We start from the raw sequence: 21,473 nt of genomic DNA on the forward strand, positions 1-21,473 counted from the left end.
CACTCCCTTTCATTTTTCTTAAGTGTACCATGATTTTGCACCGCGCACAATGAATTTATTGCGTCTGGAGCGAAAGCGGGATATAATAAGTAACATAGCGCGCCCGGTACCGGCATAGGCTGGAAACCAAGGGGGTGCGCGGGTTTGAATCATAAATTTGGGAAGCGTCTGCTCGCGGGCGGCTTGGCCGTGCTCGCGGTGCTTGCCGCGCGCGGCGGGAGCCGGGCGGTCCGCGCCGCAGCGGAAGCGGCGGAAACGCCGCCGACATTGGTGATCGACGCCGGTCACGGCGGCTTTGACGGCGGCGCGATCGGCGCGACCGGTACGACCGAGCAGGATATCAACCTGTCGATCGCGCAGCGCGTACAGGCGCTCGCCGGCTTTTTCGGCGTGCGTACCGCGATGACGCGGGACAGCAGCGAGGCGCTTGATTATAACGCGGGCCGGTCGGTGCGGGAAAATAAGGTGACGGATATCAAGGCGCGGGAAATGATTGTGGCGGACACGATAAATCCGGTCTTTTTGAGCATTCACCTCAACAAGTTCACCGATCCGCAGTATCATGGCGCGCAGGTGTTCTATTCGCCCAACCACGCGGACAGCAAGACACTGGCCGAACTGCTGCAAAACGATCTGATCGCGGGCGCCGACCCGGAAAACCACCGGCAGGCCAAGCAGGCCGAAAAAACGATCTATTTAATGAAAAAACTCAACTGCCCGGCGGTGATCGTCGAATGCGGCTTTTTATCCAATCCCGCGGAGGAAAAGCTGCTTGCGCAGGAGGAATACCATAAAAAACTCGCCGTTTGTATCGTCAGCGGATACCTGCACTATCAAAACGGCGCTTGACGGAGGAATTATGAAACAAAAAACGGTGTATTTATGCGGCGATTGCGGCTATGAAAGCGCAAAATGGTACGGCAAATGCCCAAGCTGCGGCGCATGGAATACGATGAGCGAATATAAGGTGCGGCCGGAACCCGCCACGCGCGGTGTGACCAGCTTTGCGCGCGGCGCGGCGCGCCCGGCGCTGCTTCAGGAGATCGCGGTCGACGACGAGGCGCGTTTTTATTCCGGCATCGGCGAGCTGGACCGCGTGCTCGGCGGCGGCGCGGTTCACGGCTCGTTCGTGCTGGTCGGCGGCGAACCCGGTATCGGCAAATCGACGCTCTTGCTGCAAATGTGTCAGGAGATGTGTAAAAACGCCAAGGTGCTATATGTTTCAGGCGAGGAATCGCTGCGGCAGATCAAGCTGCGCGCGTCGCGCCTTAAAATAGCCTCATCCAATCTGTTCGTGCTGGCTGAAACCGATATGGAGCAAATTCTCAGTGAAACCGAGATGCTTTCGCCCGATATCCTGATCGTCGACTCGATCCAGACCGTTTACAAGCGCGATCTGACCGCCGCGCCGGGCGGCACCACGCAGATCAAGGAATGCGCGATGAGCCTGATGCAATATGCAAAGAATAAAAACGTGACGATCTTTATCGTCGGCCATGTCAATAAGGAGGGCACGCTCGCGGGCCCTAAAATCTTGGAACACATGGTCGATTGCGTGCTCTACTTCGAGGGGGAACAGGCGGGCCCGTTCCGTTGCCTGCGGGCGGCGAAAAACCGCTACGGCTCGACGAATGAGATCGGCGTGTTTGAAATGAGCGACCACGGCCTGCTTGAGGTGCAGAATCCCTCCGCCGCCATGCTTGCCGGACACCCGAGCGGCGCTTCGGGCAACTGTATCGCCTGCGTGATGGAGGGCAGCCGTCCCATGCTGGCGGAGGTGCAGGCCCTCGCGGCTAAAACACAGTTCGGTATGCCGCGACGCACGGCGGCGGGTGTGGATTACAACCGCATGGTGCTGCTGCTCGCCATTTTGGAAAAGCGGTGCGGGCTGTTCCTCTCTTCTTCGGATGTGTATGTCAACGTTGTCGGCGGTATGCGGCTCGACGAGCCCGCGGTCGATCTTCCCATGGTGCTCGCCATTGCATCGAGTTTTCGGGACAAGCCCTTGCCGGAGGGCGTGATGAGCTTTGGCGAGATCGGACTGACCGGGGAGCTGCGCGCGGTATCGAACGCTTCCCAGCGCATTGGCGAAGCGTACCGGCTCGGCTTCCACACCTGTGTCATGCCTGATCAGGAGCTAAGCGATAAGCTGCCGGGCAAAATGAATATCGTGCGCGTCAAAACCGTGGGCGAGGCGATCAGCGCGGTGCTGTAACTGAAATTTTCCAAGAGTAAAATCGGCCTTTTGCTGCAAACTATGGATAGTTAGCAGCGGGAGGTCGGTTTTTATATGGATAAAAAAGCGCGCGCCGTGCTCGGATTGACCGCGGCGCTTTTGTCATGTGTGCTTGCTTGGGCGTGGATGCAGCGCCCGCCCGAGCCGCAGCGGGTGCGGGTTTCAAAGTCCTTTTCACAGGATATCTACAACAGCATTTCAGTGCCCGGCACGGTGGAAGCGGAAGCCTCGGCCGCCGTTGCGTCCGGTATAACGGGAGAGGTCGCCGCCCTGTGTGTGCAGGTGGGCGATACGGTGCGGGAAGGCGACGCGCTGTTTACCGTCGCACCGTCGGAGGAAAGCAACGCACCCGCCATATCGGCGGCGGGGCTGGAGCAGGCCGTGCAGGTGCTCGCGGGCGCGGACCAAGGCCGCACGGCTGTGAGCGGCGCGGACGGTGTGGTGCGCGCATCCTGCGCGGGCACGGTGCTCTCGCTGCCGGCGGAAGGGCAAACGGTGTATCAGGGCCTGCCGGCGGCGCGTATCGCTGATTTGAGCAGCCTTTGCGTGCGTGCAAAGGTGCCCGAGACCTATGTGCAGCAGTTGAGCCTGAGCCAAAACGCGAATGTGACCGCGACGGCGGCGGGGGACAGGGTATACGCGGCCACCGTGGGCTCGATCGCGCCGGTGGCGACGCGGGCGGTCAGCCTGACCGGAGAAAGCGGCACGGCCGAGGTGGAAGCGCTGCTTTCGCTGAACGGCAATCTGGACGGTTTGCGCCCCGGCTACTCCGTGACCGCAAAGATCTTTACCGATTATCATCCCGCGGCGGTGGTCGTGCCTTATGAGGCCGTGTTCCAGCAGGGGGAGCAGGAATATGTGTTCACCATAGAAAACGGCCGTGCACGTCGTACCGCGATAAAGACCGGGTATTTGCTCGAACAGGCGACCGAGGTGACAGAGGGCTTGGAAGCAAACTGCGCGGTCATCCTGTCGCCGCCCGAAACGCTGGGGGACGGCGACGCGGTGGAGGCGGCAGCGTGAGGGCGGCGGACCAACTGCGTCTGGCCGCTTCTGGCCTGCGGCAAAATCCGGTTCGCACGCTGCTGTGCGCACTTTCCGTTGCGGTCGGCACGGGCGCACTGATGCTGATCGCGGCGCTCGGCCTGTACGGGCAGGCACAGGTAGAGACCAGTCTGCGCACGCTGGGCGTAAGCGGGCTGACCGTGTATCTGGATGATCACAAGGGAGGCAATACGATTTCCTCCGGCACGGCGGACGAGATAGAAAAGGCCCTTCCGCAGGTCGCGCGCGCCATGGCGATCAAAGCCAAGACCGGCTCGGTGCGCGCGGGGCACGGCAATGCGAACGCGGTGTTTCTCGGTGTGGACGAGAAGCTGGGCGAGGTGATGCAGCTAGAACTAGTGGCGGGCTCGCTCCTTTCCGAACGGCAGGCTGCGTTTGGGGAAAACGCCGTGATCATAGACGACGGGCTGGCCCGTTCGCTTTATGGGCGGGATAATATCGTGGGCCGGCAGGTGCGGCTGCGAATTGAGGGGCGCGACGCGTACTACACCGTGCAGGGCGTCGTCAAGGCGCAGACCGGCGCGCTTGGCGGCACGCTCAGCGCGTTCGCGCCGCATTTGGTCTATTTGCCCTATGCATGCCTTGCCACGCCCGAGGATACGGCGGATCAGGTATTCGTCAAATGCACGGCCGATGCCGCACCCGGTACGGTCAGCACGCAGGTGGAGCGGTATTTGACCGACCGCAAACAGGTGAGCGGCACGGTGCGCGTACAAAACATGACCGGCATGGTGGATACCGTGCGCAGCCTTACGGGACTGGTCACGGCGCTTTTCATCGCGGTGGGCGGCATTACGCTATGCGTCGCGCTGATCGGCGTCACGTGCAGCATGTTGGCCGCCGCGCATGAAAAAACCGAGGAGATCGGCGTGTTTCTCGCTTTGGGCGCGCAGCGGGGCGATATCCTGCGTATTTTTCTGATACAGTCCGTCTTGCTCTGTCTGCTCGGCGGCCTGTGCGGGTTGGGACTGGCGGCGGGCCTTTTGTATTTCGGCGCGTCGATCCTGCCGCCGGGCCTTCCGCTTTGCGCGGCGCTCCTGCTGCTTTCCGCCGGGTGCGGCGCGCTGGCGGGGCTTTTGCCCGCGGTTCGGGCGGCCCGGCTCAGCCCCGTGGACGCGATGCGGAAATAGCCCTTTCCTTCTCTTACCCATTGTGGTAGAATAAAACGAGAAAAAAGTAGAGAAAGGGCGACGCCACATGCGGCACATCATCGATCTAAGCGACCTGACGGAAAAGGAATTTTCCGATCTTTATAAGCTGACCACCAATATCATCGACCGTCCGGAGGGCTATACGGACGCTTGCCGCGGCAAGGTGCTGGGCAGTCTGTTTTACGAGCCTTCGACCCGTACCAACCTTTCCTTTTCCACCGCGATGATGCGGCTGGGCGGCAGCGTGGTCGGCTTTTCCGATCCCGGCTCGTCCTCCACGGCCAAGGGCGAAACGCTCAAGGACACCATCCGCATGGTATCGAGCTACACCGACCTGATCGTGATGCGCAACCCGCGCGAGGGCGCGGCGGCGGCGGCTTCGCTGTATTCTCCGGTGCCGGTGATCAACGCGGGCGACGGCGGCCATCTGCACCCGACGCAGACGCTGACCGACATGGTCACCATTTTGCGTCTGCGCGGCTCGGCGGATCATATGAAGATCGGTCTGTGCGGGGATTTGAAATATGGGCGCACCGTGCATTCGCTGCTGCACTTTCTGGAACGCTACCGAGACGTGCAGATCTATCTGATCGCGCCCGACGCTTTGCAGCTGCCGGATTACATGGTGCAGTTTTTAAAAGCGCGAAACATGCCGTTTTGCGAGGTCAAAAGTGTGGATGAAGCGTTGCCCGAGCTTGATGTGCTGTACATGACGCGCATTCAGCGCGAACGCTTTACCGACGCGCAGGAATATGAAAATCTTGAAGGCAATTATCAGCTGACCGCTGAAAAGCTAAAGCGGGCGAAAAAAGATCTGCTCGTGCTGCATCCGCTGCCGCGTGTGGACGAGATCGCGCAGGACGTGGACGACGATCCGCGCGCGGTCTACTTCCGTCAAGCGCGGTTCGGCATGTTTGGCCGCATGGCGCTGCTGCTGACGCTGTCCAAGCTGCCTTTTATCCACGCGGAACGGCAGCCGATCGGCGCGCAAGGCGTCAAATGTTCCAACTATAAGTGTATCACCCATACCGAGCCTTATTTGCCGCTCGCGGGCCGGGCGGGAGAGCGCTGCCCCTACTGCGACGCCGCGCTGGAACTGCTTTTATAAACATTACAGCCTGCCGAAAAACGGCAGGCTGTGTTGTTGTATCTTATGCGCGGAAGGCCGCATCAAGCTTGATCTTTCCAGTTCCACCACTTGCATTTTTCGGGATCGGGGTTTTCCGTTTCCGCGAAATAGACCGCGCAGCGGTATACATAGAGCACGCATCGGTCGACCGGCTGCCCGCGAAGGATACATTCGCGCTGATACATCTCTTCCGGGTCCGCGCCGCGCAGGGAATCGATAGTCGTATAACCGAGCGCCAGTAAATCTTTTTCCGTTTGCTTGCCCACACTGGGGATCTTGCGAAGCTCGCCCATGCCTAATCCTCCCACTCGATATGATGGCAAAGCGGGCCGGCGCCTTGCCCAAGGTCTAGTCCCGCGCGGATACACGCGGTCAGATAGCGTTTGGCGCTTTGCACACTGGCCGGTATCGAACGTCCGCTCGCCAGACCACAGGCGATGGCGGAGGACAAGGTGCAGCCGGTGCCATGCGTGTTGGGGTTTTCGATGCGCGGGGCGGCCAACCACTGGATCGCGCCGTTATAATACAGCAGATCATCCGCGCAGTCCGTCAAATGGCCGCCCTTGACGAGTACCGCGCCCGGCGTTTTGACGCTGATCTCCTTGGCGGCCGATACCATTTGCTCGCGTGTTTCGACCGGGTGGCCGCATAGCGCGGCGGCTTCCGCCAGATTGGGCGTTACCACGTCGCAAAGGGGCAAAAGCGCGTCGACCAGCGCCCGCACCGCGTCCGGCGCGAGTAGCGCGCGGCCGCTGGTCGAGATCATGACAGGGTCTAAAACTATGTTTCGCGCCCTATACAGCCGCAGACGCTCCGCGACCGCGGCGATCGTATCCGCACCGTACAGCATGCCGAGCTTTACCGCGTCCGGCGGGATATCCTCGCACACACAGTCTATTTGCTCGGCTACAAACTTTGGCGGCACCGCATGCACGCCGCGCACGGCCAACGTGTTTTGCGCGGTAACCGCGGTGATCACGCTCATGCCGTACAGGCGGTGCGCCTCGATCGTTTTTAGATCGGCTTCGATTCCCGCGCCGCCGGAGGGATCGGAGCCCGCAATGGATAAAACGGTTTTCATTTATGGTTCTCCTCTCAGCCCGGTGCCGTCAAAAGCGGGGATAAAGCTTTCGCTGATCGCCTCGCCCTCTTGGAAAAAGCCGGTCAGGCCAAGCGCGAGAAAGCGCTCGCAGGCTTCGGCGTATTCCGCTTCGGTCACCGCGCGGTCAAGCTCGGGATAGTCCCGCATGTCAAACGGGGTATACTGCCGCATCAGACTGACGAGTATGCTGTCGCCAAAGCAGCAAGCGAGGTCGCGCAGTACCTGCGCGGTATCGCCCGCAAGGCCGGGCAGCATCAGATGACGCACCACCGTGCCGCGCAGCAGCAGGCCGTCCGCGCCGTACGCAGGCGCGCCGGTCTGGCGCGCCATTTCCGTTATCGCGGCAATGGCGATCTCGTGATAGTCGGGCGCGGCCGAATAGCGGGCGGCATAATAGGAGCTGTAGTATTTATCATCCGGCAGATAGATATCGATATACCCCTCCAGCAGGCGCAAAGTCTCCAACGCTTCATAACCGCTGGAATTATACACGATAGGCACGGCCAGTCCCTTCTGCTTGGCAAGGGCAAGCGCCCGTACCACATGGGGCGCGTAATGCGCCGCCGTGACAAGGTTGATATTATGCGCGCCCTCCGCCTCAAGCGCGAGAAAGGTATCCGCGAGCGCGGCGGGGGAGATCGTCCGACCAAACGCCTCTCTCCGTGCGATCTCTCGGTTTTGACAGTAAACGCAGCCGAGCGTACAGTGTGAAAAAAACACCGCGCCCGAGCCGCGCGAACCCGAGATCGGCGGCTCCTCCCAAAAGTGCAGGGCGGCGCGCGCCGCGCGCATGGTATCGCTTGCCCCGCAAAAGCCGGTCTGCCCGCGCGTGCGGTCTACCCCGCAGGCGCGGGGACAAAGCGTACAATTTTCAAAAAGGGTGTGCAAAGCGATCCCTCCAATACGAATGATTATAGCGGATTTTTTGAGGAAAAGGAAGTGATTTTGAAGGGAGAATATGCTATACTAATGAAAAAGATTTTTTGAGGAGCAAGAAGGATGAAGATTATCGATATCTTGCGGCAGGATAAAGTGACCCTGTCGTTTGAGGTTTTTCCGCCCAAGACAAGCGACACCTATGAGGCGGTCGCGCAGGCGACGCATGAGATCGCCGCGCTGAAACCGGATTTTATGAGCGTTACATACGGCGCGGGCGGCGGCACGAGCGCGCATACCGTGAACATTGCGTCGGAGCTGTCCGAACAGTACGGGGTAGACGCGCTGGCGCACCTGACCTGTGTCTCTTCCACCAAGGAGCATGTGAAAAATATGCTCGCGCAGCTAAAAGATAAAGGGATTCAGAACATTCTGGCTCTGCGCGGCGATATTCCGGAGGGCGGCGCGCCCGCGAGCGACTACCGCTACGCGGCAGAACTGGTGCGCGACATCAAGTCGCAGGGCGATTTCTGTGTAGGCGGCGCATGCTACCCGGAGGGGCATGTGGAATCCGCCAACAAGGCCGAGGATATCCGCTACTTGAAGGAAAAAGTGGATGCCGGCTGCGAATTTTTGACCACGCAAATGTTTTTTGACAATCACATCCTTTACAATTTTCTGTACCGCATCCGCGAGCAGGGCATCACGGTGCCGGTCGTCGCGGGTATCATGCCGGTGACCAACGTCAAGCAGATCAAGCGCATCACATCGATGAGCGGCACCTATCTGCCCGAACGCTTCAAGGCGATCGTCGACCGGTTCGGCGACAACCCCGCCGCCATGCGGCAGGCGGGCGTGATCTATGCGACCGAGCAGATCATCGATCTGATCGCGAACGGCGTAAACCACATCCATGTGTACTCCATGAACCGGCCCGAGATCGCCGCGGGCATTCAGGCCAGCCTGTCGGAGATACTGGGATGACGGAGAACGAACAGCGGGAGATTTACCGCTATCTGGGTTACCATGGCGAAACGCCGACCGATGAGGTACAGCAATCGGTCGCCGAATGTGCGGAGGAAATTGGGCGTGTGGCCCGCCCGAAGTCTGTGTTCCGCGAGTTTTCGCTTGCCCTTCCGATCGAAGGCGTTGTACGGATCGATACGCTAAGCGTCATCAGCCGCAATTTGGCACGCAACCTAAAGGGATGCAGCTGTGTATTTCTGATGGCGGCAACGCTCGGCGTGGAGGTCGACCGGTTGATCGCCCGCGCCAGTGCGGTGCGTATGAGTCAGGCCGTGGTCTATCAGGCGGCTGCCGCCGCCCGGATCGAAGCGTATTGCGACGAGATAAACGACGTGCTGCGTGAGGAAGCGAGAACACAGGGGCTATATTGCCGCCCGCGCTTCAGTCCGGGCTACGGCGATTTTGATATCAAGCACCAGCAGGACATCGTGCGGCTGCTGGATACGCCGCGCCAGATCGGCCTGACGGTGACCGACAGCCTGCTATTGGCGCCGGTCAAATCGGTCACGGCGGTGATCGGTCTGTCAAGCGAGCCGCAGCCCTGCCACAAGAACGGCTGCGAGGAATGCGGGAAGAAAAACTGCGAATACCGCAGGTAATAGAAACATTTCAGCCGCGCCGCGGCTTTTGGGGGATATACAATGACCTTTCTTGAAGCAATGAGTAAAAAACGCCTTTTCTGCGACGGCGGCATGGGCACCATCCTGCAGGAACGCGGCCTGAAGGCCGGTGAGCTGCCGGAAACGTGGAACCTGTCGCACCCGGATGCGATCACCGCGGTGCACCGCGCCTATCTGGAAGCGGGAAGCGATATCATTACCACCAACACCTTTGGCGCCAACGCGCTGAAATATCCGGACGACCTGTGTCAGGTTGTCACGGCGGCGGTGCGGTGCGCCCAAACAGCCCGCGACAAGGCCGCTAGGCCGGATGCTTATATCGCGCTCGATCTGGGTCCAACGGGCAAACTGTTAAAACCCATGGGCGATCTGGACTTTGAAAAGGCGGTAGCGCTCTTCTCCGAGACCGCGCGTATCGGCGCGGAAGCGGGCGCGGACCTCATTTTGATCGAGACCATGAGCGACAGCTATGAGGCCAAAGCCGCCGTGTTGGGCGCCAAGGAAGGCTGCGATCTGCCCGTGCTCATCACGCTGATCTTTGACGAAAAGGGCAAACTGCTCACTGGCGGCACGGTGGATTCCGCATGCGCCATGCTGGAAGGACTGCGCGTGGACGCGCTTGGCGTGAACTGTGGGTTGGGTCCGAAGCAGATGCTGCCGATCGTTAAGCGTCTGCGAGAGATCAGTTCGCTGCCGCTGATCGTCAATCCCAACGCCGGACTGCCGCGCAGTGAAAACGGCAAGACCGTGTTCGATGTCAACCCGGCGGAATTTGCGGACTGTATGGCCGAACTCGCCTCGCTGGGCGTTTCTATCATGGGCGGCTGCTGTGGTACCACGCCCGAGCACATCCGCCACACCGTGGCGGCCTGTCGGGATCTCCCGTTTACGCAGCCCGTAAAAAAGCACCGCACCGTGGTTTGCTCCTTTTCGCAGGCGGTCGAGATCGGCGGCGCGCCGGTCATCATCGGCGAACGCATCAATCCCACGGGAAAAAGCAAATTTAAGGAAGCGCTGCGGGAAAACCGCATGGAATATATTTTGAACGAGGGCCTGACGCAGGAGGATAACGGCGCGCACATTCTGGATGTCAACGTCGGCCTGCCCGGAATCGATGAGCCCGCGATGATGGAGCGGGTCGTTACCGGACTGCAAAGCGTCACCGCGCTGCCGCTGCAGATCGACACCTCGGATTATACCGCGATGGAACGCGGCATGCGCCTTTACAACGGCAAGCCCATGCTCAACTCGGTCAGCGGCAAGCGCGAGAGCATGGAGGCCGTACTCCCGCTGGTACGGAAATACGGCGGCGTGGTCGTCGGTTTGGCGCTGGACGAAAGCGGCATCCCGGATACCGCCGAAGGCCGCGTCGCGATCGCAAAGCGCATCTACGAGACCGCCGAGGCTTACGGAATTTCTCGGGACGATATCGTGATCGACGCGCTGGCGATGACCATCTCTTCGGACAGCGGCTCGGCGCTCGTCACGTTGGAAACGCTGCGCCGGATCCGTGATGAATTGCAGGGGCACACGATTCTTGGCGTGTCCAACATCTCGTTCGGTCTGCCGCAGCGTGAAATCATCAACGCCAACTTTTATACCATGGCGCTGCAAAACGGATTGAGCTGCGCGATCATCAACCCAAACGCGGACGCAATGATGCGTTCCTACCGCGCCTTCCTAGCCCTTTCGGACCGCGATCCGCAGTGCGCCGAATATATCACGGCCTACGGCGGGCAGGCGGCGGTAGAAAAGGCGCAGCCCGCCGGAGCGCCACTGCCACTCGGAGAGACCATTGAAAAGGGCCTGCGCGAGCATGCCGCAAAAGCGACGGCGGAGCTGCTTCAAGCGATGGCGCCGCTTGAAGTTGTGAATACCGAATTGATCCCTGCGCTTGACCGCGTGGGCAAGGGCTTTGAAAAGGGCACGGTTTTCCTGCCACAGCTGCTGATGAGCGCGGAAGCCGCCAAAGCCGCTTTTGAAGTTGTGAAAGACGCAATGAAGGGCGAAGCCACGGAAAAGAAGGGCAAGATCATTTTGGCGACGGTCAAGGGCGATATCCATGATATTGGCAAAAACATCGTCAAGGTGCTGCTCGAAAATTACGGTTATGAGGTCATGGATCTGGGCAAGGACGTGCCGCCTGAATCGATCGTTCTCGCGGCGGAGCAAAACGGCGTCGCACTCGTCGGCCTGAGCGCCTTGATGACGACGACGGTGGTTAGTATGGAGGCGACGATCCGGCTGCTGCGCGAGCGCTGCCCCAAAACGAAGATCGTGGTCGGCGGCGCGGTGCTGACGCCTGAGTACGCGGAATCGATCGACGCGGACTTTTACGCGCGCGACGCCATGGCGACCGTTCATTGCGCACAAAAGGTACTGGGCTAACAACAAAGTCAGGGCGTGTTGCTTTTTATGCAACACGCCCTGTTTTTCAATTTTAAGCAGCGGCAAGCTCTTGCAGCGCTTCCTGTTTATTATCGGCGGAGAAGAGAAATGCGCCGGATGCGTCATACACCTCTACATGCCCGCCTACATACTCAATCGAATAGCTCATTTTTCGTTCTCCTTTCTTTTACTATCCTTAGTATAGCAAAGAAGGAGTCCAATAAACCGGACTTAATCGAGCATGGCGTAAAGTTGTTTTTGGAAATCAGCGCGTACTTCGGCGGGTTCAGCAATGGTGACCGCGCCGCCCAGCCCAAATACCCACGAGAAAAACTGCGGACTGACCGCAACCGTGACGGAGATGGAAAAATGCGTGTCACTATGTCGGCGGATCATTACATCCGTACCAAACCGGTCGCGGATCACACCGATAAAACGGTTTTCACAAACAAGGGTCACAGCCTTTTCCTCGCCGGAAAACATACCGAACATTTTGCGGGAATAGGCGGCGATGTCAAAAGCGTCCTCAAAATGCCGCTGTCCCTCGCGAGGTTCAGGCAGCACCTCAAGCTGTTCCATCTTGTCCACGCGGTAATGGCGTATTTGATCGGCCGCGCTGTCAAAGCCGACGAGATAGTAGTTTTCGTCGTCCCAAGTGAGCGCCCATGGACTGATGCGGTAGGCCGCGCCATTCTTTCGGTATCTCTTTTGGATAGGCGGCTGCGCGTTGTAATCTAGCGCCCATTCAAAATAGCGAAACGAGATCTTCATCCCGGCGGAAATCGCCTCATGCAGACGGTCGATGCTATAGTAGATACCCTCGTTCATGGTTTTGACTCGACCCGATATGTATACCTGACGCTGGAGCGCGCGGGCTTGCGGCTCGCTGGCGAGCGATTCCACCTTATGGATCAGCTCGCGCGATTTTTTCTCGGTGATGAAACGCGAGCACTGTACCGCGTCCACGAGCAGCTTTAGCTCGGGCAGCTCAAAATCTCGCGAGGCCACATAATAACCGCCGTTTCGTCCCCGCTGCATCAGGATATCCAGACCAAAATCCTGCAAAGCGGCAATATCGTCGTAAATACTTTTGCGCTCAGCCTCGATGCCTTGCTGGGCAAGGGCGGCAATCAGCTCGTCCATGGTCAGCCGGTTGTTTTCGTCGGTCTTCTCGGTCAAAATCTTGGCCAAATAAAGCAGCTTTAACTTTTGATGCGCGTTTTTAGCCATGGCCCGCCCCCCAATCCGCCAGTGCGCTTTCGTAGGCCGCGCTGGTTACGGGGTCAAAGCAAACCATGGTCACGCGTTCGATCGCCGGGTGCGCGGCAAGCGCGGCCATGATCGTTTGAATGGCGATGGCCGCCGCGCGATCAAGCGGGAAATGGTATACCCCCGTACTGATCGACGGAAAGGCCACGGTTTTGCAGCCGAGAGACGCCGCGACATCCAAACAATTCCGATAGCACGAAGCGAGCAGCTCATCTTCACCTTGGGCGCCGCCATGCCAAATAGGGCCCGGCGTATGGATGATATGTCGGCAGGGCAGACGGTAAGCCTTTGTCGACTTAGCCTGACCCGTTTGACAGCCATGAAGCGTGCGGCATTCCGCCAGCAGCTCCGGTCCCGCCGCACGGTGGATCGCCCCGTCCACACCGCCGCCGCCAAGCAGGCTGGTGTTGGCAGCATTGACGATCGCATCCGTCTGCATATGCGTAATATCGCCTTGGATCACCTGTAAACGTTCCATTGTATACGCCTCCTGAAAAGGAAATTCTGGATGGGACCAGTATAAGCTATTTTGCTAAAAAAGGCAAGTTTGACGGCGGCGGCCAGCCGCGGTATAATACTAATAACGCGCTTCCGGCCGCATGAAACGCCGCGCTTATGTAGGAGAAAATAAATATGAAACTGCGAAGTGAATACACCTGTCCGCTGGAAATGACGCATGACATGCTCAAGGGTAAATGGAAGCCCATTATCATATGGCAGCTCAGCCAAGGCGGCTGTTCCTTATCTGAAATGAAAAAGGCGATACAGGGCATCAGTCAAAAGATGCTGGTGCAGCATTTAAACGAACTGCTGGAATGCGGCATGATCGGCAAGACCGTCAGCGATGGTTATCCGCTGAAATCCGATTACTTTCTCACGGAGCGGGGGAGAAAGGTGTTTGAAGCGATCTCCATCATGCAAAGCATTGGGATAGAAATGATGTTGGAGGACGACAGGGAGGACTTTTTACGCGAAAAGGGCTTGCTTTAGGCGCTCCGAAGAAAATGGATATGAAATAGCAGGGAAAGGGGCAGGCGAGTTTGGATAAGCCAATGAGCGTATACGCCGCGGACGCACCGCGTGTTTTGCGCGATTTTTTGACCTATATTTCGACGATCCGCGGTAAATCCGCTAAAACAGCACACGAATACTATCTGGATCTGCGGCTGTTTTTTCGCGTACTCAAGCGTAACAAGGGCATGGTACCGGCGGACATGCCGATCGAGCAGATCCCGATAGAGGATATCGACGTGTCGTTTTTACAAGGCGTTACGCTGTCGGATGCATACGACTATTTGGAGTACATGTCCGGTGAACGGCCGACACAGCAAAACAGCACGGAAAGCGGCTATGGACTGAGCAGCACCTCGCGCGCGCGCAAGGTATCCTCCATCCGCGCTTTTTTTCGCTATGTGTGCGATAAGCAGCATTTACTCGAAACCAATCCAATGGCCGGTTTGGAATCTCCCAAGGTGCGCCACGCGCTGCCCGCATACCTGTCGACTGAGGATTCACTGCGCTTGCTCCAATCGGTGGAGGGGGAATACCGGGAACGGGATTATTGCATTCTGACGCTGTTCCTGAATTGCGGCATGCGTGTATCCGAGCTCGTCGGCCTTAATTTGCAGGACTTTCAGGGCGACACCGTACGTGTGACCGGCAAAGGCAATAAGCAGCGCACGGTCTATCTGAACGAGGCCTGCGCCGCCGCGCTTGCGGCTTATTTGCCCACGCGCCTGAAACCGCATGATAAGGATAAAAACGCACTATTCGTCAGCCGTAACCGCAATCGCATCAATGTGCAGACGGTCAAATGGCTGGTGAAAAAGTATCTGGGGCAGGCGGGGCTGGATACGCAGAAATACTCGGCTCACAAGCTGCGCCACACCGCGGCCACGCTCATGTACCAGAATGGCGTTGATATTCGCACGCTGCAAAGCATTCTAGGCCATACAAGCGTGGATACGACCATGATCTATACCCATATCGAAGATCAAAGCATCCGCGAGGCGGCACACAAAAATCCGCTGGCCTCGGTGCGCCCGCCGGACAACGATGAGCCGGACAGCGACGGGGAGTAAAAACGGGAGATCGACGGCATAGTCGATCGGCTATGCCGTTTTTATATAAGAAATACATTTGAAAAGGTACCTTTCTGCCGTGCTCTGAATAAAACAAAAGACGGACGACCGGGATTTTACCGGCAGTCCGTCTTTTGTTTACTTGGAAGCGATCACGTCCGACATATCGTACATGCCGGGCTGGGTGCAGGTCGCCATGAAGGCGGCGGCGTCCACCGCGCCGACGGCGAATACCTCGCGCGAGAGTGCCGTGTGGCGAATCTCAATGACCTCGTCGCGGCCGCAGAACAATACGCTGTGCTCGCCTACGATCGTACCGCCGCGGATCGCGGAAATACCGATCTCGTGCGCGGGCCGCTTTTCGCGACGCTCATGGCGGTCGTAGACGTACGCCGCATCATAGGGCAGCGCTTCGGAAACAGCGTCCGCCAGCATGAGTGCGGTACCGGAGGGAGCGTCAAGCTTTTGGTTGTGGTGCTTTTCTATGATCTCCACATCAAAGCCTTCGCCAAGGACACCGGCGCTTTTTTTCAATAGATCAATCATCAAATTGATGCCGAGCGACATGTTGCCCGAACGGAACACCGGAAACTTTGCCGAAGCCGCGCGAATGTTTTGCAGCTGCTCGGCGGAATGGCCGGTGGTGCAGATAACGATCGGGACCTGATGCTTTTCGCAGTAGGAGAGCAGGTGCTCGGTGCTCGATGCATTGGAAAAATCGATGATCACATCGCAAACGCCCGTATACTCAAACGGATCGGCAAAAACAGGGAAGTCACCGGTTTTTGCGGCGTTCAGGTCAAAGCCCGCCGCAATGCGCATATCGCTCCGCTTGGAAACGATATCGGTCACGACATGGCCCATACGGCCGTTGCAGCCGGAAAGCGCAATATTCAGCATTTTTCAAACTCCTTACTTTTCGGGCGGCAGCCTTAGATCTTGCAGCCCGCAGCCGCGAGTTCGCGGCGGATAAATTCCGTGTGCTCGTCGCTCGGATCGACCAGCGGCATACGCAGACCACCGACATCCCAGCCAAGCAGCGCCATGGCCTTCTTGACCGGAATGGGGTTGACCTCGCAGAACAGCGCGTCAATCAGGTTATGCAGGCCAAGCTGTAGCTTTGCCGCTTCCGGATAGCGGTTTTCCAAACAAAGCTGGGTCAGATCGTGCGTTTCACGCGGGGCAACGTTGGAAAGTACCGAGATAACACCCTTTCCGCCGAGCGCCATCAAGGGAACGATCTGGTCGTCGTTGCCGGACCAAACGTTCAGTTCGTCGCCGCACTTGCTCATGACCTCGGCCAGCAGCGTGAAGTTGCCTGAAGCCGCCTTCAGTCCGTTGATATTCGGATGCTTCGACAGCTCCAGAAGCGTATCCGCCGTAAAGCACACGCCGGTGCGGCTGGGCACGTTGTAAAGGATGATCGGCAGGTCCGAGCAGTCCGCGATCTCCGTAAAGTGTGCGACAAGGCCGCGCTGAGAGGTCTTATTGTAATAGGGCGTGACCGAAAGACCGCCGTCGGCGCCGCAGGATGCGGCAAACTTTGTCAGTTCTACCGCGTAGTCGGTGTGGTTGGAGCCGACGCCCGCGACCACGGGCACGCGGTGGTTGACGTATTCGCAGGTAAAGGAGAGCACTTCCTTGTGCTCCTTGTCGCGCAGCGCGGAGGCTTCGCCGGTCGTACCGCAAACGATGATCGCATCCGTGCCGTTTTCGATCTGGTGGTCAAGGATCTTCTTAAAGGATTCGTAATTGACCGAACCGTCCGCATGGAACGGCGTAATGACGGCAACGCCCGCACCTGTAAAAATGGGATTCTTCATAGTAGTTTGGCCTCCTTAACGGTCCATATACCCTTCGGCGCAAAGCAACTCGGCCATCAGGACCGCGCCGCCCGCCGCACCGCGCAGGGTGTTGTGAGAAAGACTGACGAACTTGTAATCATAGAGGCTGTCCTCGCGCAGGCGGCCGATCGAAACGCCCATGCCGCCTTCCAGATCGCGGTCAAGCCGGGTCTGCGGCCGGTTATCCTCTTCAAAATAGGTAAGAAAGTGTTCCGGCGCGGAAGGAAGCTTCAGTTCCTGCGCCCGGCCGGAAAAGCTCTTCCAGCGCGCGATCATTTTCTCCTTCGAGGGTTTGTTTTTAAACTTTACAAAAGCGGCCGCCATATGTCCGTCCGACGCGGCGACACGCAGGCACTGCGCGGTAATCACGGGGCAAACAGCGGAAACGATCCGGTCGCCTTCGATATGGCCCCAAACCTTCATCGGCTCCTTTTCGCTCTTCTCTTCCTCGCCGCCGATGTAGGGAATCACGTTGTCGACCATCTCGGGCCACGATTCAAAGGTTTTGCCCGCGCCGGAGATCGCCTGATAGGTGCACACGGCGACCTCGGTCGGTTCAAAATCCATCAACGCGGAAAGGGCGGGGACATAGCTTTGGATCGAGCAGTTGGACTTGACCGCGATAAAGCCGCGCTTCGTGCCAAGGCGCTCCCGCTGCGCGGGGATGATCTTTGCATGGTCCGCGTTGATCTCCGGGATGATCATCGGAACGTCGGGGGTCATGCGGTGCGCAGAGTTGTTGGAACAGACCGGGCACTCAAGCTTTGCGTAGCGCTCTTCCAAGGCGCGGATCTCTTCTTTTTTCATATCGACGGCGCAGAAAATGAAATCCACCTTAGCGGCGATCTCCTCCGCGTCGGCCGTTGCGTCGAACAGCACCATGTCTTTGTACCCTTCGGGCATTGGCTTCGCCATCTTCCAGCGGCCTTCGCAGGCTTCCGCATAGGTTTTGCCACGGTTGCGGCCGCTGGCCGCAAGCGCAACGACCTCGAACCAAGGGTGGTCTTCGAGCAGCAGGGAAAACCGCTGGCCCACCATGCCCGTCGCACCGACTATGCCGACTTTGTAATGATTCATTTCGTTCAGATCCTCCCAAAAGAATTAAAATCACACGGATTTCGGTAAAATCACGTGAAATAATGGCGGCAAAGAAAAATACCGGTTGAAAAACCGGTATGACCTATACTATAATAGAAGCTGCGAACATCGCATCGCTTCTAAAAAAGGATAGCTCTCCACCGGCATAACTGCTGATGACAGACGCTGGGATATTCTCCCCGGCATCCAGCACAGCTTGCCGTAACAAGGCTGCACTTCGGCGGGAGACCCTTTTTCGACTGCTCCTTGGGGTTAACGGCCCCTCCCAGACGATACTGATGAAACCCGCGCCTCTATCTTTGCGATCCACTTGTTCCTATATTGTAAAATAATGCAGGATATTTGTCAATAGAGCGCGCAAAATTAACTGGAGGACAAAAAAGATGAAACGATTCCTTTCCATGCTGCTGTCGTGTACGCTGGCGGTCGGCCTGCTGAGCGCTGTGCCGGCTTCGGCCGTCGATACGGATATCACGCTCCGCGTCGGCCTGTTTTACGAATCTACCGCGCTGCCCGAGGCAAAGCTGGAAAACGTCGATACCGCGGGCTACACCGCCGGTAAGTACGATGGCATGACCTTTGTGCCCGATAAGACCATATCCAATAAAGAGCTGACGGTGAAGATCATTTCCGATGTTTTTACGGTGACCGATACGATTTCCGGAGAAACGCTATATACGTCCGCCGCCGGGGCGGACAATCTGGCGATCCGCCCCAACAGCGAGCTGACATGGTGCAAGGGCTACAAATGGCGCGGCGATTTTGTTTACCGCAAGGCGTCCAATGGAAACGTCGCCGTTATAAACTATGTCGGCTTAGAAGATTATGTGAAGGGCGTGCTGCCCTACGAGGTCAGTGCGGATTGGCCGATCGAAGCGCTCAAGGCGCAGGCGGTCTGCGCGCGCTCCTTTGCGCTCGGCACACTGGACAAGCATGCTTCCTATGGGTTTGACGTTTGTAACACGACCAACTGTCAGGTCTATAAAGGCGCGAACCTTGCCACGGATAATTCCGATAACGCGGTAGACCAGACCAAGGGCGAATATCTGACATACGGCGGCAAGCTTGCCGTGGGCTATTTCTTCTCCTCCGACGGCGGCGCGACAGAGGACGCTAAAAACGTTTGGGGCGGCGACTATCCGTACTTAAAGGGCAAGATCGATCCTTACGAGGATGTCAAGGGCGCGCAGAACGGCGTGTGGAGCGTAACGCTGACGCCTTCCGAGGTGCAGCAGAAGCTGATCGCCGCGGGCCATATGATCGGCGAGGTCGCGAGTGTCGCTGTGACCAAACGCACGGCGACCGACAATGTGAACGAAGTGACCGTGACGGATACGACGGGCAAGCAGGTCACGATCACCAAGGACGCGGTGCGCTCGGTCTTTGGGCTGAACAGCATCCGCTACACGATTACGCCCAATGTGGACGGGCGGCCGATCACGACCCAAACGCCGAACATCACCCAAACAGCAGACACGCTGCCCAAAACCGAGCCGATCAAGATCAGCGCGACCGATCAAAACATTACGCTGAACGGTAAGGCGGTCGCGCCGCAGGGCTACAATATCAATGATTACAACTATTTTAAGCTGCGCGATCTGGCCTATCTACTGAACGGCACCTCGGCGCAGTTCAACGTGGTCTGGAACAGTAAGGATAACCAGATCGAGCTTGCGAGCAAAACCAATTATGAAAAGGTTGGCGGCGAAATGACCCCGGCCGAGGGAACCGTAATAAAAAACTGCACGCCATCCGATTCCACGATCCTGCTGGATGGCAAAACGATCGAGCTTGACGGCTACCGCGTCAACGGCAATAACTATTACAAGGTGCGCGACGTGGGCGAAAAGCTTGGCTTTGGCGTTGATTGGGACAAGCAAAGCCAGACCGTTTTGCTGTCAAGCACGATTCCCGGCGACCCGGAGAGCCCGGACGACGGCGGAACAACCACGCCCGAGACCCCCACGGCCAAGGTGGACAGCTACACCTTCAACGGCACCGGCTGGGGCCACAGCGTGGGTATGAGCCAATACGGCGCGCTGGCCATGGCGAAAAAGGGCTTTGATTACGACGAGATCTTATCGTTCTACTTCACCGATATTGAGATCAAGAAATAAGGAGGACGGGGCGCTCCGTGCGGGCGCCCCTGCTTTTTGAGATGAAAAAAAGTGATTTTTATTACGACCTGCCCGAGCGCCTGATCGCGCAGCATCCGCTGGCTGAACGGGACTCCTCGCGCCTGTTGGTGCTAGACCGGCGGGACGGCTCGGTGCAGCACCGGCATTTTAGGGAGCTTTTGGAATATGTGCGGCCGGGCGATTGCATGGTCTTTAACAATTCCCGCGTCATTCCGGCGCGGTTGATGGGGCACGCGGTCGGCCATACAACACCGATCGAGGTCCTGCTTTTGAATGACCGGGGAGAAGGCCTTTGGGAATGCCTGACGCGCCCGGGCAGAAAAACGCGCGAGGGCGTCGAACTCACCTTTGGCGACGGCCTGCTCACCGCGACGGTGGAGAGCATCAATCCCAAAGACGGCAACCGCATGATCCGCTTTCACTACGAGGGCATTTTTCTGGAACTGCTAGATAAGCTTGGAACCATGCCGCTGCCGCCCTATATCCGTGAAAAGCTGGACGACCCCGAGCGCTACCAGACGGTCTACTCCAAGACGCCCGGCTCGGCCGCCGCGCCGACGGCGGGCCTGCATTTCACCGAAGAACTGCTTCAACTGCTGCGCGACAAGGGGGTAAAGCTCGCCTTTGTAACGCTGCACGTCGGTCTTGGCACGTTCCGCCCGGTCAAGGAAGAAGAGATCACCGACCATGTGATGCATTCCGAATTCTATATTATGGATGAGGACACCGCCCGTCTGATTAATGAAACAAGGGACGCGGGTGGAAGCGTTTGGGCGGTCGGCACCACGGCCTGCCGCACGATGGAGACCATCGCGGACGAGACCGGCCATGTGCGGGCTCAATCAGGTTGGACAGATATTTTTATCTATCCCGGCTACCGGTTTAAATCCATCGATCATTTGGTCACCAACTTCCATCTGCCCGAAAGCACGCTGATGATGCTGATCTCGGCCTTCGCGTCCCGCGAGATGGTGATGGAGGCTTACCGTCAGGCGGTCGAGGCCGAATACCGCTTTTTCTCGTTCGGCGATTCCATGCTGATATTATAAACCCCATAGGTGTGTGATTCGGCGTAATATGCGAAGATCGGCGATTATCTGGTGTGAGGATGACAAAGAGCGTCCACACGTATATCAAGAGCTAACAACAGGAGAGAAAAATAATGAGCGGACAAAACAGGTCTGATGTGAAGGTCGGAGCGGCAGTCAAGGTTATCCTGAAAGCAGACCAACGTACCGGCAAGTTGACAGAAGGTATTGTGGCGCGGATACTGACAAAGAGTAGCTGCCATCCTCACGGCATTAAAGTGATGCTTGCGGATGGGCAAGTCGGCCGGGTACAGGAAATCGTCGGATAGATGTTGGCAAATGTGATATGAAGGAACCTTTAATAGCAAAGACAAATGACATGATTGTAGCTAGAATATGGAAACAATGAACGTTGAATAAGG

At 57.9% G+C, this 21,473-nt stretch carries 21 protein-coding genes and 1 riboswitch; of the genes, 13 read left to right on the forward strand and 8 right to left on the reverse strand.

Translation table 11 applies throughout. The features are described 5' to 3' along the window. Nucleotides 1-144: 144 nt before the first annotated feature. The 5 genes from NE562_RS01395 (at nt 145) to pyrB (ending at nt 5,560) form a co-directional block, all read left to right on the forward strand. Nucleotides 145-849, forward strand: coding sequence for an N-acetylmuramoyl-L-alanine amidase (locus NE562_RS01395; RefSeq protein ID WP_280960598.1), 705 nt, complete (start codon nt 145-147; stop codon nt 847-849). 10 nt (nt 850-859) lie between these two features. After that, nucleotides 860-2,215 carry a DNA repair protein RadA gene (radA, locus tag NE562_RS01400; protein ID WP_280960599.1) on the forward strand — a complete coding sequence of 452 codons (1,356 nt, stop codon included), beginning with the start codon at nt 860-862 and terminating at the stop codon, nt 2,213-2,215. A 75-nt stretch (nt 2,216-2,290) separates the two neighbouring features. Continuing rightward, nucleotides 2,291-3,259, forward strand: coding sequence for an efflux RND transporter periplasmic adaptor subunit (locus NE562_RS01405; protein ID WP_280960600.1), 969 nt, complete (start codon nt 2,291-2,293; stop codon nt 3,257-3,259). After that, complete coding sequence (locus NE562_RS01410; RefSeq protein ID WP_280960601.1) at nt 3,256-4,431, forward strand: ABC transporter permease; 1,176 nt, start codon at nt 3,256-3,258, stop codon at nt 4,429-4,431. Before NE562_RS01405 ends, NE562_RS01410 begins: the two co-directional genes overlap by 4 nt. A gap of 67 nt (nt 4,432-4,498) precedes the next feature. Further along, nucleotides 4,499-5,560 carry an aspartate carbamoyltransferase gene (gene pyrB / locus NE562_RS01415; protein WP_280960602.1) on the forward strand — a complete coding sequence of 354 codons (1,062 nt, stop codon included), beginning with the start codon at nt 4,499-4,501 and terminating at the stop codon, nt 5,558-5,560. A gap of 62 nt (nt 5,561-5,622) precedes the next feature. Here pyrB and NE562_RS01420 read toward each other — a convergent pair whose 3' ends face one another. Genes NE562_RS01420 through NE562_RS01430 form a run of 3 tightly spaced genes read right to left on the reverse strand, consistent with a single transcriptional unit; the run spans nt 5,623 to nt 7,571 of the window. Then, on the reverse strand, nt 5,623-5,874 hold the full coding sequence (locus tag NE562_RS01420; RefSeq protein WP_280960603.1) for a helix-hairpin-helix domain-containing protein: 252 nt from the start codon (nt 5,872-5,874) through the stop codon (nt 5,623-5,625). 2 nt (nt 5,875-5,876) lie between these two features. Then, nucleotides 5,877-6,662, reverse strand: a complete 786-nt coding sequence (gene thiD / locus NE562_RS01425; protein ID WP_280960604.1) for a bifunctional hydroxymethylpyrimidine kinase/phosphomethylpyrimidine kinase — start codon at nt 6,660-6,662, stop codon at nt 5,877-5,879. Further along, nucleotides 6,663-7,571, reverse strand: coding sequence for a radical SAM protein (locus NE562_RS01430; protein WP_280960605.1), 909 nt, complete (start codon nt 7,569-7,571; stop codon nt 6,663-6,665). A gap of 111 nt (nt 7,572-7,682) precedes the next feature. On the opposite strand from NE562_RS01430, the gene metF reads away from it, so the two are divergent. From metF to NE562_RS01445, 3 genes are read left to right on the forward strand one after another with little or no spacing between them, the layout of a single operon-like run. After that, nucleotides 7,683-8,543 (forward strand): methylenetetrahydrofolate reductase [NAD(P)H], encoded by an 861-nt coding sequence (gene metF / locus NE562_RS01435; RefSeq protein ID WP_280960606.1) that lies wholly within the window; start codon nt 7,683-7,685, stop codon nt 8,541-8,543. Beyond that, entirely contained in the window at nt 8,540-9,184 is a 645-nt protein-coding gene (locus NE562_RS01440; RefSeq protein ID WP_280960607.1) for a vitamin B12 dependent-methionine synthase activation domain-containing protein, read from the forward strand. The genes metF and NE562_RS01440 overlap by 4 nt, the downstream gene beginning before the upstream one ends. 42 nt (nt 9,185-9,226) lie before the next feature. Beyond that, nucleotides 9,227-11,593 carry a homocysteine S-methyltransferase family protein gene (locus tag NE562_RS01445; RefSeq protein ID WP_280960608.1) on the forward strand — a complete coding sequence of 789 codons (2,367 nt, stop codon included), beginning with the start codon at nt 9,227-9,229 and terminating at the stop codon, nt 11,591-11,593. A gap of 231 nt (nt 11,594-11,824) precedes the next feature. Here the strand turns inward: NE562_RS01445 and NE562_RS01450 are convergent, their stop codons facing one another. Next, nucleotides 11,825-12,823 carry a helix-turn-helix transcriptional regulator gene (locus NE562_RS01450; RefSeq protein WP_280960609.1) on the reverse strand — a complete coding sequence of 333 codons (999 nt, stop codon included), beginning with the start codon at nt 12,821-12,823 and terminating at the stop codon, nt 11,825-11,827. Continuing rightward, nucleotides 12,816-13,340, reverse strand: a complete 525-nt coding sequence (locus tag NE562_RS01455) for an O-acetyl-ADP-ribose deacetylase (RefSeq protein ID WP_280960610.1) — start codon at nt 13,338-13,340, stop codon at nt 12,816-12,818. Before NE562_RS01455 ends, NE562_RS01450 begins: the two co-directional genes overlap by 8 nt. 155 nt (nt 13,341-13,495) lie before the next feature. On the opposite strand from NE562_RS01455, the gene NE562_RS01460 reads away from it, so the two are divergent. Beyond that, nucleotides 13,496-13,852, forward strand: a complete 357-nt coding sequence (locus NE562_RS01460; RefSeq protein WP_280960611.1) for a winged helix-turn-helix transcriptional regulator — start codon at nt 13,496-13,498, stop codon at nt 13,850-13,852. Between the two features lie 50 nt (nt 13,853-13,902). Next, entirely contained in the window at nt 13,903-14,943 is a 1,041-nt protein-coding gene (locus tag NE562_RS01465; RefSeq protein WP_330645823.1) for a tyrosine recombinase XerC, read from the forward strand. 138 nt (nt 14,944-15,081) lie between these two features. Here NE562_RS01465 and dapB read toward each other — a convergent pair whose 3' ends face one another. The 3 genes from dapB to asd are packed head-to-tail and all read right to left on the reverse strand — an operon-like array spanning nt 15,082 to nt 17,864. Next, nucleotides 15,082-15,843, reverse strand: a complete 762-nt coding sequence (gene dapB, locus NE562_RS01470; protein WP_280960612.1) for a 4-hydroxy-tetrahydrodipicolinate reductase — start codon at nt 15,841-15,843, stop codon at nt 15,082-15,084. Nucleotides 15,844-15,875: 32 nt separating this feature from the next. Continuing rightward, the gene (gene dapA, locus NE562_RS01475; protein ID WP_280960613.1) at nt 15,876-16,766 is read right to left on the reverse strand and encodes a 4-hydroxy-tetrahydrodipicolinate synthase; all 891 of its coding nucleotides are present in this window, start codon (nt 16,764-16,766) and stop codon (nt 15,876-15,878) included. 15 nt (nt 16,767-16,781) lie between these two features. Then, nucleotides 16,782-17,864, reverse strand: a complete 1,083-nt coding sequence (asd, locus tag NE562_RS01480) for an aspartate-semialdehyde dehydrogenase (RefSeq protein WP_280960614.1) — start codon at nt 17,862-17,864, stop codon at nt 16,782-16,784. Between the two features lie 143 nt (nt 17,865-18,007). Further along, nucleotides 18,008-18,189, reverse strand: a riboswitch (Lysine riboswitch). A 79-nt stretch (nt 18,190-18,268) separates the two neighbouring features. Between asd and NE562_RS01485 the strand changes: the two genes are divergently transcribed. The 3 genes from NE562_RS01485 (at nt 18,269) to NE562_RS01495 (ending at nt 21,380) form a co-directional block, all read left to right on the forward strand. Beyond that, nucleotides 18,269-20,002, forward strand: coding sequence for a SpoIID/LytB domain-containing protein (locus tag NE562_RS01485; protein WP_280960615.1), 1,734 nt, complete (start codon nt 18,269-18,271; stop codon nt 20,000-20,002). A gap of 41 nt (nt 20,003-20,043) precedes the next feature. After that, nucleotides 20,044-21,072 (forward strand): tRNA preQ1(34) S-adenosylmethionine ribosyltransferase-isomerase QueA, encoded by a 1,029-nt coding sequence (gene queA / locus NE562_RS01490; protein ID WP_280960616.1) that lies wholly within the window; start codon nt 20,044-20,046, stop codon nt 21,070-21,072. Nucleotides 21,073-21,185: 113 nt separating this feature from the next. Next, on the forward strand, nt 21,186-21,380 hold the full coding sequence (locus NE562_RS01495; protein WP_280960617.1) for a YwbE family protein: 195 nt from the start codon (nt 21,186-21,188) through the stop codon (nt 21,378-21,380). Nucleotides 21,381-21,473 lie beyond the last annotated feature (93 nt).

Origin of the sequence: Butyricicoccus faecihominis, from assembly GCF_024462775.1 — a bacterium.
GTDB lineage: Bacteria > Bacillota > Clostridia > Oscillospirales > Butyricicoccaceae > Agathobaculum > Agathobaculum faecihominis_A.

Bases quoted from the DNA above. Each gene is read 5' to 3' on its own strand.
- metF (WP_280960606.1), top strand. From the start codon at position 7,683: ATGAAGATTATCGATATCTTGCGGCAGGATAAAGTGACCCTGTCGTTT.
- dapA (WP_280960613.1), bottom strand. From the start codon at position 16,766: ATGAAGAATCCCATTTTTACAGGTGCGGGCGTTGCCGTCATTACGCCG.
- NE562_RS01405 (WP_280960600.1), top strand. From the start codon at position 2,291: ATGGATAAAAAAGCGCGCGCCGTGCTCGGATTGACCGCGGCGCTTTTG.
- NE562_RS01460 (WP_280960611.1), top strand. From the start codon at position 13,496: ATGAAACTGCGAAGTGAATACACCTGTCCGCTGGAAATGACGCATGAC.
- NE562_RS01495 (WP_280960617.1), top strand. From the start codon at position 21,186: ATGAGCGGACAAAACAGGTCTGATGTGAAGGTCGGAGCGGCAGTCAAG.
- queA (WP_280960616.1), top strand. From the start codon at position 20,044: ATGAAAAAAAGTGATTTTTATTACGACCTGCCCGAGCGCCTGATCGCG.
- NE562_RS01420 (WP_280960603.1), bottom strand. From the start codon at position 5,874: ATGGGCGAGCTTCGCAAGATCCCCAGTGTGGGCAAGCAAACGGAAAAA.
- NE562_RS01455 (WP_280960610.1), bottom strand. From the start codon at position 13,340: ATGGAACGTTTACAGGTGATCCAAGGCGATATTACGCATATGCAGACG.
- pyrB (WP_280960602.1), top strand. From the start codon at position 4,499: ATGCGGCACATCATCGATCTAAGCGACCTGACGGAAAAGGAATTTTCC.
- NE562_RS01445 (WP_280960608.1), top strand. From the start codon at position 9,227: ATGACCTTTCTTGAAGCAATGAGTAAAAAACGCCTTTTCTGCGACGGC.
- thiD (WP_280960604.1), bottom strand. From the start codon at position 6,662: ATGAAAACCGTTTTATCCATTGCGGGCTCCGATCCCTCCGGCGGCGCG.
- asd (WP_280960614.1), bottom strand. From the start codon at position 17,864: ATGAATCATTACAAAGTCGGCATAGTCGGTGCGACGGGCATGGTGGGC.
- radA (WP_280960599.1), top strand. From the start codon at position 860: ATGAAACAAAAAACGGTGTATTTATGCGGCGATTGCGGCTATGAAAGC.
- NE562_RS01440 (WP_280960607.1), top strand. From the start codon at position 8,540: ATGACGGAGAACGAACAGCGGGAGATTTACCGCTATCTGGGTTACCAT.
- NE562_RS01450 (WP_280960609.1), bottom strand. From the start codon at position 12,823: ATGGCTAAAAACGCGCATCAAAAGTTAAAGCTGCTTTATTTGGCCAAG.
- NE562_RS01485 (WP_280960615.1), top strand. From the start codon at position 18,269: ATGAAACGATTCCTTTCCATGCTGCTGTCGTGTACGCTGGCGGTCGGC.
- dapB (WP_280960612.1), bottom strand. From the start codon at position 15,843: ATGCTGAATATTGCGCTTTCCGGCTGCAACGGCCGTATGGGCCATGTC.